Below are 18,388 nucleotides of genomic sequence, written 5' to 3' on the forward strand. Positions count from 1 at the left end.
TTAATTTTGTATTAATAGGTATGTATACTCACGAGGGACACTTAAATCTAAAACAACTGTATAATTGCCTGCAGCAGGAACAGCGATATTATCGGGAGAATTCAAATCTAGAAATCCATCGGCACCTGTATCTCCATAATTCCAATCCCAAGCATCATTTGCTCTAAATTTAATTTCACCAGATGTAAGTGAAATATCCAATCTCCAAGTTTGAGTTGCCGGATCATAAGTTAAATCAGTATCGCCATCCCAACCTCCAGGAGTTGCGTCACCAATTATTCCCCAACTACTATAATTGGTTTCACTATAGGTTAAAAGTACTGTATCTACTTTTACATAATAGTAACCAGCGGCCGCCAAACAATTAACCTCATCCTCTTCTACTAAATGTCCAGTAAAAGTACCATCATCACCCCAATCTGTATTCCCCCATTCGAAAGCTAAACTTTCATTAGGAGCAAGAAATTTGTGTTCACCATCAAGCCAAACATATCCTTCGTAATCTGAAGCCGCGAAGCCTGAAGATGCTAATAATGGTGCTGTTGGAGGATCCCATCCTTGATGATTTCCTGGGACAGCTATTTTTGGTAAATCTGTAGTAAATGTCGTTACAAGAATAGTTACAGTCTCTGAATATTGAACCAATTGGCTAGGGTCTCCTATTGAAGACTTGATTCGAATATCGATACTTGTTTCTGTAAAAGGAGTTACTCCTAACCCGGCTAATGTTGCATTGAAGTCTGCGATATTCATTGTAAAATATGTCTGATCAATGGTCGCAGGAATAGCTACATCACTAAAGTCTGTACCACTTAAAGCCATTTCGATAGCGTAGTTTATATTAGTGGGTGTTTCATAACTAGAATCATCCCAAGAGAATGTAATAGCGGTATTTGTTTGTTCTTCAAATTGATTAAGAATAAAATGTTGACCATCCGAAGGTGTCAAAATAGTACTAGAACTTTCTGGTGCTACTATTAGCTTTTCATCATCCTCGGAACATGCTCCTATTAGTAAAGCTAAAGCAAATAAATATGATATTTTTATGATATTTTTCATTTTCATTATTTTAAAATTAGTAGCCTGGATTCTGTTCTAAGTTGGGATTAGCATTTAATGCTGATTCTGGAATTGGAAATAAATTGTAGTTTGTAGAAATAGACGTACCATTTTGTACATTCCCTTTCCATGGCCATAGGTAAGAGCTACCTGTAAATTTCCCAAACCTGATAAGATCAGTTCTTCTATGTCCTTCAAGGTTTAACTCTCTGGCTCTTTCATCTAGAATATAATCTAAGGTTAAATCACTCATAGTGATTGGAGTGGCATTAGATCTAGTTCTAACCGCATTAACTAAACTAAGTGCTTTTGTCATGTCGGTTCCTGCAGCGCCCTGTAGCGCACATTCTGCGTACATAAGATTGGCATCGGCAAGTCTGTAAAGCGGAAAATCTGTACCTGAAAATTGTGTTGCTCCAGATGAACTACCATCAGAATCAGTATTTCTAAATTTAATTGAAGGGTAACCGTCCGTCCATGCTTTATAATCTGCCATGACATAATTATGTCCTGTAGTCCAAAATAAAGAAGCTCGTGCATCAACAGAAGTCCCTAGGTCTCCAAATAATCCGTACCATGCTTCGGTGGCACGATGTCCAGACCAGCCTTCAGAGGCTCCAAAATCAGATAAATTCATAGTCTCTGTACCTAAGTTTCCATTTACAATGTAAGTTGTGTTACCAAAACTTTGGCTAAAAACGGCATCTGCTATTAGTGGAAAAATAATTTCAGAAGAATTATCGTTATCTCCAGAAAAATTCTGTACAAAATTAGTAGCTAACGCGTATCCGCCTTCGTCAATTACAACATTTAAATAAGTTAAAGCATCAGTATATCTACTCGTTCCAGTATAAACTTCAGCGTTCATGTATAATTTTGCTAAAAGCATAGAGACAACATAACGATTTGCTCTTCCATAGTCATTATTTAATGAAATTAAGGGTTGGATTTCAAGCAATTCAGATTCCACAAAATTAAACAACTCTTCTCTAGAAGCTTCAGGTAAAGGCGTGGTTTCGTTTAAATTTTCTTCAGTAACTAAAACACCCTTTCCAAATATATCGATTATATAGAAGTAAGCAAGGGAGCGTAAAAAACGTGCTTCATAAATGGCTTCTTCAGAATCTGGAATATCTGTTGCAGTATTTAAAATACTTAATAAGTTGTTACATTGTGGGATCGTGTAATAAGCTCTGTTGTATAGGTATCTAAAAAACTTATTGTTAGCATCCCAATTGGATGTTGTAGTCAACTGGTCTAACCCATCATCTCCCCATCTATTTTTCATGCCATCTGCAGTGAAATCTTGTAAATTAATAATTCCTCTTAAAAATGGTGATTCCCCAGCATCGTCACTAATATCAGATTCTGTCGGTCCATTAGGTCCAGATAGTGCAAAAGAAGCATAAAGCCTTGATACAATACCTTCAATGGCATTTGGGTCATTAGCTAAAATCTCTTCTAAAGATAATTGCACTTTAGGTTCGGTATCTAAATCGTTGGAACATGAAAATAGTGTCAGTGCCAAAAATCCAGTTAATATTAATATTTTTTTCATAGTTTATTTTTTAAAAGTCAAAATTAACACCCATTGTAATGGTAGTTGGGATTGGATAAAAATCACGATCTATGCCTCCAAAATTTTGAGGATCCATACCAGAATAGTTTGTAATTGTAAATGGATTTGAAACAGCTCCATAAAATCTTACATTACCATCCTTAATCATATCATAAAAGGTGTAACCTAAAACAATATTATTACATCTCAAGAATGTTGCATCTTCTAAGTAATAGTCAGAAAACTGGATGTTACCATTTACGTTTTCAAATGCTGGATTGGCAGCGCCACTGTAAAAATCTAAAGCGTTAGTAATACTATTCGTGTTATTTGGCACTACTGTTTCCGTAAAACCGTAGTTTAATTTGTTGAAATTATATAAGTTCCCACCAACTTGTCCAATAAATCCACTTGACAAATCCCAGTTTTTATAATTAATATCTAAGCCAAAACCGTAATTCCAGTTTGGAGCTATTTGCGCAAAGTATCTATCTTCGTCGGTAATAATATTGTCGCCATTTAAATCTGCAAAGGCTCCGGCAACTGGGTTTCCATTAGTGTCATAAACTTGTTTAAACACATAGGCACTTTGTGCTTGTTGTCCAACAACATCTCTCTGTAGAAATGCTCCAGTACCTCTTAAACTACCGCTTCTGTTTATATCACTCTGACCCCCAATATTTGTTACTTCATTATAGATGTATGTTAAATTACCATTGACAGAAACTGATATCGCATCGGTTTGTATTGGGTTTAATATTAAATTTAATTCAAATCCTTTTCCATCTATTGCGCCAACGTTTTTTACAAAAGTATCTGAAAAACCTTGTCCAGGTGGAACATTTACTCGAGCCAATAAATCTTGAGTCTCTCTTTTGTATATGTCGAAAGATCCAGACACGAAATTCTGTTTAAAGAAACTAAAATCAACACCCAAGTTTAAGGTAGTTGTTTTTTCCCATGTTAAATAAGGATTAAAAGGTAATGCAGAATATAAGCCTGCACCAGGAAGATATTGACTATTATTACCACCAGCAGTAAATAAGGGTGTTGTAGGGTAGTAACCAACAGCGCCAGAAATGTCCTGTTGTCCAGTTTCACCCCAACCAATTCTTAATTTTAAGTCATTGACAAAATTGGCATTTTCCATAAACTTTTCACTAGTAATTTTCCAAGCAAAAGCTGCAGCAGGGAAGAAACCCCATGCATTTGGATCCCAAGGATCATCGTCAACGAATAATGAAGAACCATCAGCTCTAAATGAAACGGTAAAAAGATATTTGTTTAGAAGATCTAAATTAGCTCTTCCAAAAAATGATTGCAAGTTCATAACATTATAATAGCGGTTATTCGGGTTGCTTTCGTTGTATACTTCATAACGTAGTCCTGTATCGTCATTATATAAATAGCGATCTTGGTTTCCATCATTTTTAAAGTTTTGATATGAATAACCAATTTGAGCATCTAATTTACTGACAAATTTATCTTCATAAGATTTAGTGTATTGTAAAAAGGCATCTAAAGTGGTATTTGTTAGCGCTTGATTTTCGCTGTAATTTACACCAGGATTAAACACATAATTAGTATTAATATTATTGTCAGAGCCATTGAATCTGTAAGTGCTAGCTGCGTTATCAAAGTAATTTTCTACAATTTTCGATTTTGAAGCATCAAGCCCTGCATTTACAACAGCTCTCAATCCAGGTAAGAAATCGAATGAATAATCTAATTCTAAATTTCCTAAAAATCTTGTGGTGGTTTCTGGTCTTTCACGTTGTTCTAGTAATGCTAACGGATTGTATTGACCATCAATTCTTAAATAATTACCGTCCACATTTGTATTAAAGTAATAACCACCAAAACGGTTGTCTGTGGCGTTGTTGTAAACTGGTTTAGTTGGGTCAAAAACCAAAGAACCACCCAAAGCGCCTCCAGAGTCTACAGAATTTTTATCAGCATAAGTAAGTTTGGCATTTGCAGTAACTTTTAATTTATCGTCAAAGAATTTTGGTGATAAATTAATGCTACCAGTTACTCTTTCATAATCATCTCCAATAACAACACCTTCTGCATTGGTATAACCAATAGATGCTCTAAAAGGCAACGCGTCAAATAAATATGCTCTTGCACTAAAATTCGTATTTGAACTAAACGCAGTTCTTAAAACATTGTCTCTCCAATCTGTGTCATATATAGCACGATCACCGACGGATGTACTTATAATTTGCGTGACAGGTTCGTTGGTTTCAACGGATCCTACGGGCACTCCAAGATTCTTAACATAATCAGGATGATATTCTTGTATAAACCTCACGTAGGCATCACTATCCATCATATCCAAGCCTTCACTTGCTTGATTAACCGAAATGTTGGTTGAAAAATTGAATTGCGTTTCTCCAGAGGTTCCCTTTTTTGTGTTAATGATGATCACACCATTTGAGGCTCTTGACCCATAAATGGCAGTTGCAGAAGCATCTTTTAATATTGAAAAACTTTCAACATCATTCGGATTTACTAATGACAAAGGGTTACTAACTCCCGCAGGGTTAATGTTCGATAATGGAACTCCGTCAATAACAATAAGCGGATTGTTATTTCCAGTTAGAGATGCACCACCTCTAATTCTAATATTTGGAGCAGCATCTGTTTGACCTCCAGAAGGTGTTATTCTAACACCTGCAACTTTACCATTGATTAATTGATCTGAAGAAACCATGTTCCCTTTATTAAAGTCTTTATCTGTAATTAAGGAGATAGATCCAGTAACGTCAGATTGTTTGACACTACCATAACCAATCAATACAATTTCATCTAATTGATTTGTGTCTTCTTCCAACGTTAAGTTTAATTGTGTTTCACCCTTATAGGTGATTTCTTTAGTAAAATATCCTATAAAAGAAAATACTAATATATCGCCATCAGTCGCTTGAATTTCATATATCCCATCAAAATTTGTAATCGCTCCTGTAGTTGTACCTTTAATAACGATATTTACGCCAGGCATAGGCATCATAGATGATAGTTCGGTAACTGTTCCTGTTACTTGCTTCTGACCAAACATAAATGTTGGTAATAGAAATAGTATAAACAGTACGCTATTTATTGTTGTTTTCATATAAAGCTTTTGAATTAGTCTTAATTATATTCGTTATATTTTCACTTCTCGAAGTTAAATCTAGGTAATTAAAATGTAAATAAAATGTTGAACGTTGCGATATTCGTAACGAAAACGTTTTCGTGTTAACAACTTTTTAAGATATTCGCTGTTTGCACAAGAAAAACATTCAAATATGCACTTCAAGTGGTATATTTATTAAATAATTAAATTTATGAAGAAGAAAGTTACATTAAAACAAATGGCACGAGAATTAGATGTTTCTATTTCAACTGTGTCGAAAGCTTTAAGGAATAGTAAGGAAATTAGTGAGGACACTCGAGATAAAGTGCAAGCATTTGCTAAGCTATACAACTATCGCCCAAACAATATTGCATTAAGCCTAAAGAACAGAAAGACAAAAACGATAGGTATAATTATACCAGAGATTGTTCATCATTTTTTCTCTAAAGTTATTCGGGGTATAGAATTAGTAGCGAATAAAAGGGGGTACAATGTAATTGTAGGGTTATCTAATGAGTCGTTTGATAAAGAGGTTATTAATATGGAGATGTTGGCCAATGGTAGTATAGATGGGTTTATTCTTTCTATATCCAAAGAGACTTTACAGCAACAAGATTATCACCATTTTAATGAGACCATAAGTCAAGGTATGCCTATAGTTATGTTTGACCGCGTAGTAAATGAGATCAATTGCGATAAGGTTATTGTGGATGATATTTTAGGGTCAAAAAAAGCAGTAAATAAATTAATTGAAACAGGCTGCAAAAACATAGCCATAATAACTACTAAAGACTATGTAAGCGTTGGTAGATTAAGAACTCAGGGGTATTTAGAAGCTTTAGAAGAACATAAAAGAATTCCGGAATCAAGGTTAATATTGAAAGTAGACGACAAATTAGTTTCAGAAGATCATTTAGAGGTTCTTGAAACTGAAATAGAATTGCTTTTTGAGCAAAATAAAGATTTAGATGGCATTTTTGCTGTAAATGAATTGTACGCCATTATAGCTATGAAAGTTGCTAGAAAGCATAATAAACGTATTCCGGAGGATATTCAAGTTATAGGGTTTACAGATGGCGTATTATCTAAACACGCTACGCCTAGCTTGACAACCGTAAGTCAGCATGGGCAAAAAATAGGAGAGAAAACAGCCGTATTATTAATTGATAAGTTAGAAAATGAAGATGAGGAAGAACGGTATCAAACTGTTATTATTGAAACAGAATTGATTGAAAGAGAATCGACAAAATAAAAATTAATACATCATAATTTAAAATATTTTATATATTTACACCCTATTCAAAACTTATATTTTCACTTCTCACCATAAGTTTTGATAAGTAATTAAGCTTGTCAAAATAGTATTAATCTAAATATACTATTATGAAAAAGCGTATCCTTGGATTTTGGGAAATTTGGAACATGAGTTTCGGATTTTTGGGAATTCAATTTGGCTTTGCCCTACAAGGAGGCTTTATGTCTCGTATTTTTCAAACGCTTGGAGCAGAAAAAGATGCCATCCCATTATTGTGGATTGCAGCACCCTTAACTGGATTATTGGTTCAACCAATAGTTGGTTATTTAAGCGATAGAACTTGGCATCCTAAATTAGGTCGACGCCGACCATATTTTTTAATTGGAGCCATATTAAGTTCCTTCGCTTTGTTTTTCGTTCCAAACTCTCCCACATTATGGATGGCTGCCGGATTTTTATGGATCCTAGACGCGTCTATTAATATTTCTATGGAACCCTTTCGAGCTCTTGTAGCCGACAAGTTGCCTCAATCTCAACGCTCTTATGGCTTTGTTGTACAAACACTAATAATTGGAATAGGAACTTGGATAGCAAGTAATTTACCTTGGATGGTATCTCAATTAGGGGTTAGTAATTCTGCCGAATCTGGAGTCGTTCCAATGTCGGTTAAAGTCGCATTTGCAATTGGTGCATTTGTGTTTTTAGCCAGTATTCTCTTTACAGTATTTAAAACAACCGAGTATCCGCCAGAGGATATGGAAGAGTTTGAACGTGAGAAAGCTAAAAAAAATCAATTTATTCCAGACATACTTAAAAACATAGGAAGCATGCCTTTAACTATGAAAAAACTTGGAATCATCCAGTTTTTCTCATGGTTTGCGTTTTTTACCATGTGGAGTATGGCTAACCCGGCGTTAACGGAACATGTTTATCACACCCCAGCACCTCTAGAATCTAATTTTGATTTGGCTATTGTGGCGCAAGCAGACGCTTTTAACATTGCAAATACCGCTTTTCAAGAATCTTCAAATGCTGTTGGATCTGCCATGGGAGTTTATGGTCTATCGTCTATGGCTTTTGCTTTACTGCTAACTTTTTACACTTCCAAAAGGAGAATTAATAGAAAACTAGTTCATATGTTTTCTTTAATGTTAGGAGGATTAGGGTTCTTACTTATGAGCTCAGCATCCCCAGAAAATTTAAAATACTGTTTTGTTCTTATTGGTTTTGCTTGGGGTAGTATACTATCTATGCCTTATGCTATGCTTTCTAGTTCTGTAGACCCTAAAAAAATGGGGGTAATTATGGGAATTTTCAACATGTTTATAGTAATCCCTCAAATAATTGCGGCCTTAGGTGGTATCAATTTTGTGTCCGGATTATTAGGAGACGAGGCCATTAATGCCATGACTGTTGCAGGAATAAGTTTAATAATTGCAGGTTTTTGTAATTTATTAATTACTAATAAAAATGCGATAACCTATCAAGCAGAAGAAATATAGAATGAACAAAAAGGGATTTATATTCGATTTAGATGGTGTCATCGTGGATACTGCAAAGTATCATTTTTTGGCATGGCAAAAATTAGCGAAAGGTATTGGTGTCAATTTTACCGAAGCTGAAAATGAACAATTAAAAGGTGTAAGCCGTGTGAAATCATTAGAGAAAATTTTAGAATGGGGAAATAAAACCATCTCTGAAGCTGATTTCATGAAACTGATGACTCATAAAAATGAGGATTACCTAACCTATATAAACGACATGAATGAAGAAGAAATTCTTCCAGATGTTGTAAGAGTACTAGATTTTTTGAATGAAAAAAATCAAGGAATTGCACTAGGTTCAGCTAGTAAAAATGCTAGAATCATCTTACAAAAAGTAAGTTTATTGGATAAGTTTAAAGCTATTGTTGATGGAAATGATGTGGTGAAAGGGAAACCTAATCCAGAAGTTTTCTTGAAAGGAGCATCCGCACTTCTTATCGAACCTAATCAATGTATTGTTTTTGAAGATTCCGTTGCTGGAATTCAAGCGGCCAATGCGGCAAATATGATAAGTATTGGTATAGGTGAACAAGATATTTTATATGAAGCAGATTATGTGTTTAAGGATTTTACAGAAATGGATGTTAATTTCCTTAACGAGTTAATAAAAAAGTAAATTTTACAAGAAGCAATATTCGATGTGAAATATTGGCTTCTTAATAGCGTATAGAAAATGAATTTAGATTATATAAAACCAGACGAGTGGTCAATAATTGAAGAAGGATTTAATCCAGATCATATTAAGGCTTCCGAAAGTATTTTTAGCCTTGGCAATGGTGCCATGGGACAGCGTGCCAATTTTGAGGAGCATTATTCTGGAGCAACTTTTCAAGGTAGTTATATTGCTGGAGTGTATTACCCAGATAAAACCCGAGTTGGATGGTGGAAAAATGGCTACCCAGAATACTTTGCAAAAGTCTTAAATGCGCCAAGCTGGATAGGGATTGATGTTCTTATTGATAACGAAAGGCTCGATTTAAATACCTGTAAAAATGTCAAAGATTTTAGACGTGAACTTAATATGAAAGAAGGTTGGTTGTCTCGCTCATTCATGACGACTTTGAACAACGGAAAAGAATTAAAAGTTCAAGCCAAACGTTTTTTAAGTCTAGATTTAGATGAAGTTGGCGCGATAAACTATGAAATTACACCACTAAATGGCGATGCTAACATTGTTTTTCAACCTTATATAGATGCAGGTATCACAAATGAAGATACCAATTGGGACGATAAATTTTGGGATACAACCAAAGTAAGCCATCAAAATAATCAAGCATTTATTAATGCTAAAACCATGAAAACAGAGTTTCATACTTGTACTTTCATGGAGTCCAAATTATTTATTAATGGGGAATCTATAGTTATAGAACCTATTGTAAAAACAGAAGCAAGTTCTATACAATTTGGTTATAGTCAAAACGTCAAACAAGACGAGACCTTTGCTATTCATAAATTTGGTGGTTATACAGTTGATAGAAATCATAAAAAAGACCAATTAATATCTGCAGCAAAAACGACTTTAAAGAAAGCTACAGAACTTGGTTTTTATGCTTTATTAGAAAATCAAAAAACAGCCTGGGCAGATATTTGGAATCTGGCCGATATCACCATTAAAGGAGATGTTAAAGCACAACAAGCTATTCGTTTTAATATATTTCAATTAAATCAAACCTATTTAGGTAAAGACTCTACATTAAATATTGGACCAAAAGGATTTACTGGCGAAAAGTACGGTGGTAGTACCTATTGGGACACAGAGGCTTATTGTATTCCTTTTTACATGGCTACAAAAGATCAAAAAGTAGCGCGATCACTTTTAGAATATCGTTTTAATCATTTAGAAAAAGCGATTGAGAATGCCGAAAAATTAGGCTTTAAAAATGGTGCGGCTCTTTATCCAATGGTAACCATGAATGGGGAAGAATGCCATAACGAATGGGAAATTACTTTTGAGGAAATTCATAGAAATGGCGCCATAGCTTTTGCTATTTTTAATTATTATCGCTTTACAGACGACTTTAGTTATATTCAAGAAAAAGGATTAGAAGTACTTATTGGTATTGCACGTTTTTGGCATCAACGCGCCAACTATTCTGTAGATAAAAAGCAATATGTTATTCTTGGAGTTACCGGACCTAATGAATATGAAAATAATATAAATAATAACTGGTACACAAACTACAGTGCTAAATGGTGTATAGAATATGCTCTTGAAAATATCCAAAAGATAGAATCAGAATATTCAACCGATTATACCCGTATCATGAATAAGACAAGATTGTCTAAAGCGGAATTAAAAGAATGGCAAGATGTTTCTAGTAATATGTATTTCCCTTTTAATGAAGAGAAAGGTGTGTACTTGCAGCAAGACGGATTTTTAGATAAAGAATTAATTACCGTTGCCGATTTAGATCAATCACAAAGACCAATTAATCAAAAATGGTCTTGGGATCGTATTTTACGTTCGCCATATATTAAACAAGCAGATGTATTGCAAGGTTTTTATTTCTTTGAAGATCATTTTACAACCGAAGCTTTAGAAAAGCACTTCGACTTTTATGAACCTTTTACAGTCCATGAAAGTTCATTGTCTCCATGCGTACACAGTATTCAGGCGGCCAAGTTAAATAGAATGGAGCAAGCCTATCAGTTTTATTTAAGAACGGCGCGATTAGATTTAGACGATTATAATCATGAGGTAGATGAAGGTCTTCATATTACTTCTATGGCTGGAACTTGGATGAGTATTGTTGAAGGTTTTGGTGGTATGCGTGTTAAAAATAACACCTTGTCTTTCGAGCCTAAGATCCCAAAACAATGGGAAGCATATTCCTTTAAAGTGAATTTTAGAAACCAAATCATTAAAGTCCATGTGTGTCAAAACGAAACGCATTTTGAAATTGAAGGTGAAGGGGAACTGAATATCTTGGTAAATAATGAAACCATAACGATTGCACCAAATAATTTAGTAACCGTATGAGATAATGAATAATCTAGGTAAACTTTTTAGCATATTCGTTTTTTGTATAACGCTCTCATGTCATGATGAAGGTGAAAAAACAGTGGTTGTTTCTAACGAACCAATTTCTGTTTCAAATACATCTTTAACACATGTAGAACCATTAAATTGGTGGGTTGGAATGAAAAATAACACCCTGCAATTATTAGTAAATCATCCTAAGATTGGTTTTACGACACCTGAAATAACATACAACGGTGTCACAATAAAAAAGGTTCATAAAGCAAAAAGTCCTAATTACTTGTTCATTGATTTAGAGATTTCAGAAGATACGAAGCCTGGGAAATTCGATATCATTTTTAAAGATGAAAATGATACTGTTGAAACCCATACGTACCAATTACTTGAACGCAAAAATCCAGCGAATGATTATATAGGTTTTAATAGTTCAGATGCTATTTTTCTATTAACCCCAGACCGTTTTGCAAATGGAGATCCTACAAATGATGTTGTAAAAGACTTAAATGAAGTAGAAATAGATAGAACTGATGGTTATGCCAGACATGGTGGCGATTTACAAGGCATTATAGATCATGTGGATTACATTTCAGACATGGGCTATACAGCTGTTTGGCCAATGCCTGTTTTATTAAACGATATGTTTGAAGCCTCATATCATGGTTATGCTATAACAGATTATTCCCAAGTAGATCCTCGATTTGGAACTCTAGAAGAATATCAAGAGCTGTCTTTAAAGTTGAAGGAGAAAGGCATGAAATTGATTATGGATCAGGTTGCTAATCATTGCGGTTTAGAACATTGGTGGATGAAAGATTTACCTTCTGAAGATTGGGTAAACAATCAAAAAAACTACGAGGAACATTTTGAAAACTGGAATGGAGAAACAAATATAGTCTCGAATCACAGGCGTACTACAAATCAAGATTTGTATGCTTCAAAAAGAGACAATCAAGAAATGACAGATGGCTGGTTTGTTTCTGCGATGCCAGATTTAAACCAACGTAATCCATACATGGCGAAATATCTGATTCAAAATAGTATTTGGTGGATTGAAACGTTAAATTTAGGTGGCATTCGTCAAGATACGTATCCGTATTCCGATAAAAATTTCATGCGTGATTGGGCAGGAGCCATCATGACAGAATATCCAAACTTTTCCATTGTTGGTGAAGAATGGAGCTCTAATCCACTTTTGGTTGCTTATTGGCAAACAGGAAATAACAATAAAGATGGGTATGAGTCAAATCTGAAATCAACTATGGATTTCCCTATGCAACATGCAATCATAGATGCCTTAAACCAGGAGGAATCATGGGATAAAGGATTCGTGAAAATATATGAAGGTTTAGCAAACGATTTTGTTTACCCTACGCCTAAAGACATCATGATTTTTCCTGATAACCATGATATGAGTCGCATTTTCACACAACTAAACGGCGATATTCCTAATACCAAAATGGCGTTAGCAACCGTGTTAGCATTGCCTAGAATTCCGCAAATATATTACGGAACAGAAATTTTAATGAACGATTTTGATAACCCAGGAGATCATGGATTAATTCGAACCGATTTTCCAGGAGGGTGGGAAAGCGATCAAATAAACGCATTTACAGCTGAAGGCCTAACGGATAATCAGAAGAACATGCAAGAATTTTTAAAAGCAGTTCTTAATTATCGTAAATCAAGTAAAGCCATTCACGAAGGGGAAACAATACATTTTGCACCTTTTAAGGGAACCTATTGTTTTTTTAGAATCCTAGATGATGAAGTGGTTGTTGTCATAATGAATAAGAATAAAGAAGCTATAACGCTCGATCTGGAACGTTTTGGTGAACTTGGATTACAAGGAAAACAATTAACTAATGTCATCTCTAATGAAACCTTTGAATGGGCAGATTCGATGACTTTAGAAGAAAGAGGAGTAACCATTTTGACAACAAAAAAATAATTTCAAAAATGAAAAATTTCGCTTGCTTTTTAGGGTTGCTAATTGGATTTAACAGTTTGGCTCAAGTGACCATTGTGGTTGATGAATTTCCAGAGAATACACCCGAGAATGCAACTGTTTTTATTTCAGGAAATTTTGATGGTTGGTCTGGAGGCAAAAAGGAATATCAGCTTGAGAAAAAAGAGAATTCTTACTTTATTACATTTCCAGAGTCATCAGAAAACCTGACATTTAAATTCACCCAAGGATCATGGGAATCTGCTGAATGCACTAGCCAAGGACTAAGTATTGATAACCGTTCCTATGCATTCAACAAGCCTAACGATACTATAAAAATACAAATTGCTGGTTGGGATAATCTTTTCGACCATGAAAACGTTTCTACGGCAACAAAAAATGTTTCCATTATATCAGAAGATTTTGAAATTTCACAGCTGGATAGAAAGCGACGTGTTTGGATGTATTTGCCTCCAAATTATAAAACATCCAACAAATCCTTTCCTGTTGTTTATATGCACGATGCTCAAAATTTGTTTGATAAAAGGACCTCATCGTATTCAAATGAGTGGGAAGTTGATGAAACCTTAAATAAACTATTCAAGGAACATAATTTTGAACTTATAGTTGTCGGAATTGATCATGGAGGAGATAAACGTTTGGATGAATATTCTCCATGGAAAAATGATGAATATGGGGGAGGAGAAGGTGATGCCTACATGGAATTTATTGTCAATACACTAAAACCATATGTTGATAATCATTATAAGACGCTCACTGATAAAAGTAATACCGCTATTATAGGCAGTTCCATGGGAGGATTAATTTCTTATTATGCCGCATTGGAATATCCAGATATATTTGGAAAAGTAGGTGTGTATTCTCCTGCTTTTTGGTTTGCACCTGAAGTGTCAGATTTTTCAAAAACAAATGGAGAAATTCAAGACACTAAAATTTACTTTTTGGCTGGTGGAAAAGAAGGTGAGAATACTGCTTTTTCTGAAATAAGCCAGACAGCTAGTGATATGAATAATATAATTAACGTTCTAAAAGCTCAAGGTTTTCCTCCAAAAAATATACAGTCAAAAGTTGTCGCGGAAGGAAAACACAATGAAGATCTTTGGAGAAATGGTTTTGAAGAAACAATATTGTGGTTATTCCCAGAAGCTATCAACGAACGTGAATTTGTTAGTTTAAAAGAAACTGATTCTGGTTTGAATATCAATGTAAGTGATGGACAGTATCAGATTAAATTTTATTCACCAGAAATTATAGAAACGACATTTATTCCAGAAGGCGAAGTGTTTAAAAATCAATCTCACGCAGTGGTTTTAAAACCAAAAAAACTGGAAATAGTTTCGGTAGCGGAGTTAAATAAAACGATTATTTCTTCGGAAGGCATTGAAATTACAGTTCAAAAACAGCCTTTCAAAATTTCATATTCCTACAAAGGCAACCCAATTACTTCCGAAAAAAATGGCTATCAAAAAACGGATGATTTTGAGACCATTCAATTCAATTTAACAGAAGATGAAGTGTTATATGGAGGAGGTGCTAGAGCGCTAGGAATGAATCGTCGTGGTAACCGATTAGAATTATATAATAAAGCACATTATGGTTATGAGGAGAGAAGTGAGTTGATGAATTTTACCTTACCTATAGTAATCTCCTCTAATCAATACATGATTCATTTTGATAATGCACCCATCGGGTTTTTAGATTTAGACAGTCAAAACGACAATACTTTAACTTACGAAACCATTTCCGGCCGTAAAACCTACCAAATAATTGTTGGAGATTCATGGTTAGATCTTATTGATAATTATACCGATTTAACAGGGAAACAACCCATGTTGCCACGTTGGGCTTTTGGTAATTTTTCGAGTCGTTTTGGGTATCATTCACAAAAGGAAGTGATGGAAACCATCGAGACCTTTAGAGATGAAGATATTCCTGTAGATGCCATTATTTTAGATCTATATTGGTTTGGAAAAAACATTCAAGGCACCATGGGTAACCTAGAATTTTTTAGAGATTCCTTTCCTAATCCGAAGCAAATGATCAAGGATTTGCACAACAAAAATGTAGAAACCATTTTAATTACAGAACCTTTTATATTAACAACATCTAATCGTTGGGAAGAAGCTGTAACGGAAGATATTTTAGCAAAAGATTCTATTGGAAATCCGTTTACTTATGATTTCTATTTTGGGAATACCGGCCTAATCGATATTTACAATCCGAAAGGAGAACAATGGTTTAAAAACATTTATAAAGATTTAGCTTTACAAGGTGTCAACGGTTTTTGGGGAGATTTAGGAGAACCAGAAGTGCATCCTTCAGAATTACTTCATGCCACAGGAACTGCCGATGAGGTTCATAATATTTACGGCCATGATTGGGCGAAATTGGTTTATGAAGCTAGTCTAGAAGTGAATCCAAATAAACGTCCGTTTGTTTTAATGCGTGCTGGATATTCTGGGTCACAACGTTACGGGCTTGTGCCATGGTCTGGCGATGTGAATAGAACTTGGGGCGGCTTGCAAAGTCAAACCGAAATAGCTTTACAAATGGCCATGCAAGGTTTAGCATATATGCATAGCGATTTAGGTGGTTTTGCAGGGGCGAATCTAGATGATGAATTATATACCCGATGGCTTCAATACGGTGTCTTTCAACCAATATTTAGACCTCATGCACAAGAAGAAGTGCCTAGTGAGCCTATATTTAGAGAAGAGAAAACGAAAAATCGTGCTAAAAAAGCTATTGAGCTACGTTATCAGTTATTGCCATATAATTACACAATAGCCTTTCAAAATAATCAAACAGGAAGCCCACTTATGCGTCCGGTATTTTTTGATGAACCTACAAATAACGAACAGTTAATTAACGCCAACACATATTATTGGGGTGAAGATTTTTTGGTTACACCTATCGTCAATCCGGATGTGACTGTTCAGCAAGTCTATTTCCCAGAAAATCATGTTTGGTTTGATTTCTATACTGATGAAAAATTCATAGGAGGTCAAAATAAAGACGTTACAGTTTCAATAGAAAACATACCAACCTATGTAAAAGCAGGTGCATTTATTTCTTTGGCACAATTAGTACAATCTACTAAAAACTATAGCCTAGATAATTTCGATTTACATTATTACCATGATAATTCAGTAGAAGAAAGTGAACGTTTTATATATAATGATGATGGCACTACACTGAATGCTTTTGAAAAAGAGCAATATGAGAAACTCATTTTTGAAGCAGAAATTGAAGAAAAATGGTTAGAAATAGATTTTGAAGCTGAAACAGGTTCGAACTATAAAACCAGCACAAAAAATATAGATCTTATTATTCATAATGTGAATTGGCAACCAAAAACCATTAAAATAGACGGAAAAAAAGTAACTGTTAATTGGGATTCAGAAAAAAATTCCCTTTCAATTCCTGTAATTTGGGAAACCTCAAAAGAATTAGAAATCAATGTTAAATTATAAAATAATGAAGAAGTTAATTTTAGTACTGGCCATTATGTTTGTTACATTTTCTTGTAAACAAGATAAGGCAAATCAAGTGGAAACAGTAGAAACTGAAGATGTAGAAGTTGTTGAACTAGCTCCAATGTCAGACGACGTTATGGAAACAGCTGTTATTTATGAGGCTAATATTCGTCAATATTCGCCTGAAGGAACTTTTGATGAATTCACTAAAGATATTCCACAACTGAAAGAGCTTGGTGTGAAAATTATTTGGTTAATGCCTGTGTTTCCAATTTCAGAAACCAAGCGTAAAGCGACTGGAGGAGAAGATAGTAAGTTTGCTAGCGACTTCCCAGAAGACGAGCAAGGTAAATATTTAGGGAGTTATTATGCCGTAACCGATTTTACCAAAATAAATCCAGAATTTGGAACCATTGAAGACTTTAGAAAATTAGTAAATACAGCCCATGAAAACGGTATTTATGTTATTTTAGACTGGGTGCCTAATCATACAGGATGGGATCATGAATGGTTAAAAACGAATCCGGAATATTATACTCAAAATGAACAAGGTGAAGTCATTCATCCTGAAGGAACAGATTGGACAGATGTTGCCGATTTAAATTATGATAATCAGGAGATGCGAATTGAAATGATTGAGGATATGAGTTATTGGTTAAATGAAGAAGGTGTAGATGGACTCCGTTGTGATGTTGCAGGTTCTGTACCTACAGATTTCTGGGAACAAGCTATTCCTCAGTTAAGAAATCAAAAGGATATTTTTATGTTAGCTGAAGCTTGGGAACCAGAATTATTAAAAGGAGATCTTTTTGATATGGCTTATGCTTGGGATGGACACCATTTATTAAATGATTTAGCTAATGGAGATAAAAATCTAGAGGATTTAAATGTCTACATAAACAAGGTTTCAAACGATTATGAAGACGACGATATTTTAATGAATTTCATTACCAATCATGATGAGAATTCTTGGAATGGAGCCGTTAAAGAGCGTATGGGTGATGCCTCTCAATTAATGTTAGCTGTTAGTTATGTCATGCCAGGTATGCCTTTAATTTATTCAGGACAGGAGTATGGTTTAGATCACCGTTTATTGTTTTTTGAAAAGGATTCTATTCCAAAAACTAAAGGCGTTGCGTGGGACGATTTAAAAAAATTAGGAGCACTTAAAAATACAAATCCAGCTTTGAATGGAGGTAAGCAAAAAGCTACGGCACTTCAGTTAGAAACGGATAATGTCAATGTTTTAAAATATACTAGAACTAAAGATGGGAATTCTGTAACCCTTTTAGGGAATTTTTCTAACGAACCACAAACGTTTACAATAGAAGAAGAAGGTGAGTTTTTAGATTATATGGCTGATGAGAAGATAGTTTTGAATAACCAATCTATGACCCTACAGCCTTGGGAATATAAAATTTTTGTGAATTAG

General features: G+C 34.5%; 10 protein-coding genes. 7 read left to right on the forward strand and 3 right to left on the reverse strand.

Annotated features, from left to right (window positions below):
* Genes IEV77_RS04860 through IEV77_RS04870 form a run of 3 tightly spaced genes read right to left on the reverse strand, consistent with a single transcriptional unit; the run spans nucleotide 1 to nucleotide 5,732 of the window.
* Nucleotides 1–1,059, reverse strand: a complete 1,059-nt coding sequence (locus IEV77_RS04860; protein WP_188462371.1) for a SusE domain-containing protein — start codon at nucleotides 1,057–1,059, stop codon at nucleotides 1–3.
* 16 nt (nucleotides 1,060–1,075) lie between these two features.
* A complete protein-coding gene (locus IEV77_RS04865) occupies nucleotides 1,076–2,617 on the reverse strand; it encodes a RagB/SusD family nutrient uptake outer membrane protein (protein ID WP_188462373.1) in 1,542 nt (513 codons plus the stop codon).
* Between the two features lie 10 nt (nucleotides 2,618–2,627).
* Nucleotides 2,628–5,732: a SusC/RagA family TonB-linked outer membrane protein gene (locus IEV77_RS04870; protein ID WP_188462375.1), complete on the reverse strand. Its 3,105-nt coding sequence runs from the start codon at nucleotides 5,730–5,732 to the stop codon at nucleotides 2,628–2,630.
* Between the two features lie 214 nt (nucleotides 5,733–5,946).
* On the opposite strand from IEV77_RS04870, the gene IEV77_RS04875 reads away from it, so the two are divergent.
* The 7 genes from IEV77_RS04875 (at nucleotide 5,947) to IEV77_RS04905 (ending at nucleotide 18,388) form a co-directional block, all read left to right on the forward strand.
* Nucleotides 5,947–6,987 carry a LacI family DNA-binding transcriptional regulator gene (locus tag IEV77_RS04875; RefSeq protein WP_188462377.1) on the forward strand — a complete coding sequence of 347 codons (1,041 nt, stop codon included), beginning with the start codon at nucleotides 5,947–5,949 and terminating at the stop codon, nucleotides 6,985–6,987.
* Nucleotides 6,988–7,118: 131 nt separating this feature from the next.
* Nucleotides 7,119–8,492 carry an MFS transporter gene (locus IEV77_RS04880; RefSeq protein ID WP_188462379.1) on the forward strand — a complete coding sequence of 458 codons (1,374 nt, stop codon included), beginning with the start codon at nucleotides 7,119–7,121 and terminating at the stop codon, nucleotides 8,490–8,492.
* A 1-nt stretch (nucleotide 8,493) separates the two neighbouring features.
* A complete protein-coding gene (gene pgmB / locus IEV77_RS04885) occupies nucleotides 8,494–9,150 on the forward strand; it encodes a beta-phosphoglucomutase (RefSeq protein ID WP_188462381.1) in 657 nt (218 codons plus the stop codon).
* Nucleotides 9,151–9,207: 57 nt separating this feature from the next.
* Nucleotides 9,208–11,514 carry a maltose phosphorylase MdxK gene (gene mdxK, locus IEV77_RS04890; protein ID WP_188462383.1) on the forward strand — a complete coding sequence of 769 codons (2,307 nt, stop codon included), beginning with the start codon at nucleotides 9,208–9,210 and terminating at the stop codon, nucleotides 11,512–11,514.
* A 4-nt stretch (nucleotides 11,515–11,518) separates the two neighbouring features.
* On the forward strand, nucleotides 11,519–13,462 hold the full coding sequence (locus IEV77_RS04895) for a glycoside hydrolase family 13 protein (RefSeq protein WP_188462385.1): 1,944 nt from the start codon (nucleotides 11,519–11,521) through the stop codon (nucleotides 13,460–13,462).
* Between the two features lie 8 nt (nucleotides 13,463–13,470).
* Nucleotides 13,471–16,953, forward strand: coding sequence for a TIM-barrel domain-containing protein (locus IEV77_RS04900; RefSeq protein WP_229736576.1), 3,483 nt, complete (start codon nucleotides 13,471–13,473; stop codon nucleotides 16,951–16,953).
* Nucleotides 16,954–16,957: 4 nt separating this feature from the next.
* Nucleotides 16,958–18,388 (forward strand): alpha-amylase family glycosyl hydrolase, encoded by a 1,431-nt coding sequence (locus IEV77_RS04905; protein ID WP_188462387.1) that lies wholly within the window; start codon nucleotides 16,958–16,960, stop codon nucleotides 18,386–18,388.

The sequence above is a fragment of the Xanthomarina arctica genome (assembly GCF_014638915.1).
Classification (GTDB): Bacteria; Bacteroidota; Bacteroidia; order Flavobacteriales; family Flavobacteriaceae; genus Xanthomarina; species Xanthomarina arctica.

What these genes read in the sequence shown, in the direction of transcription:
- IEV77_RS04860 (WP_188462371.1), bottom strand. Translation starts at nt 1,059, where the DNA reads ATGAAAAATATCATAAAAATATCATATTTATTTGCTTTAGCTTTACTA.
- IEV77_RS04865 (WP_188462373.1), bottom strand. Translation starts at nt 2,617, where the DNA reads ATGAAAAAAATATTAATATTAACTGGATTTTTGGCACTGACACTATTT.
- IEV77_RS04870 (WP_188462375.1), bottom strand. Translation starts at nt 5,732, where the DNA reads ATGAAAACAACAATAAATAGCGTACTGTTTATACTATTTCTATTACCA.
- IEV77_RS04875 (WP_188462377.1), top strand. Translation starts at nt 5,947, where the DNA reads ATGAAGAAGAAAGTTACATTAAAACAAATGGCACGAGAATTAGATGTT.
- IEV77_RS04880 (WP_188462379.1), top strand. Translation starts at nt 7,119, where the DNA reads ATGAAAAAGCGTATCCTTGGATTTTGGGAAATTTGGAACATGAGTTTC.
- pgmB (WP_188462381.1), top strand. Translation starts at nt 8,494, where the DNA reads ATGAACAAAAAGGGATTTATATTCGATTTAGATGGTGTCATCGTGGAT.
- mdxK (WP_188462383.1), top strand. Translation starts at nt 9,208, where the DNA reads ATGAATTTAGATTATATAAAACCAGACGAGTGGTCAATAATTGAAGAA.
- IEV77_RS04895 (WP_188462385.1), top strand. Translation starts at nt 11,519, where the DNA reads ATGAATAATCTAGGTAAACTTTTTAGCATATTCGTTTTTTGTATAACG.
- IEV77_RS04900 (WP_229736576.1), top strand. Translation starts at nt 13,471, where the DNA reads ATGAAAAATTTCGCTTGCTTTTTAGGGTTGCTAATTGGATTTAACAGT.
- IEV77_RS04905 (WP_188462387.1), top strand. Translation starts at nt 16,958, where the DNA reads ATGAAGAAGTTAATTTTAGTACTGGCCATTATGTTTGTTACATTTTCT.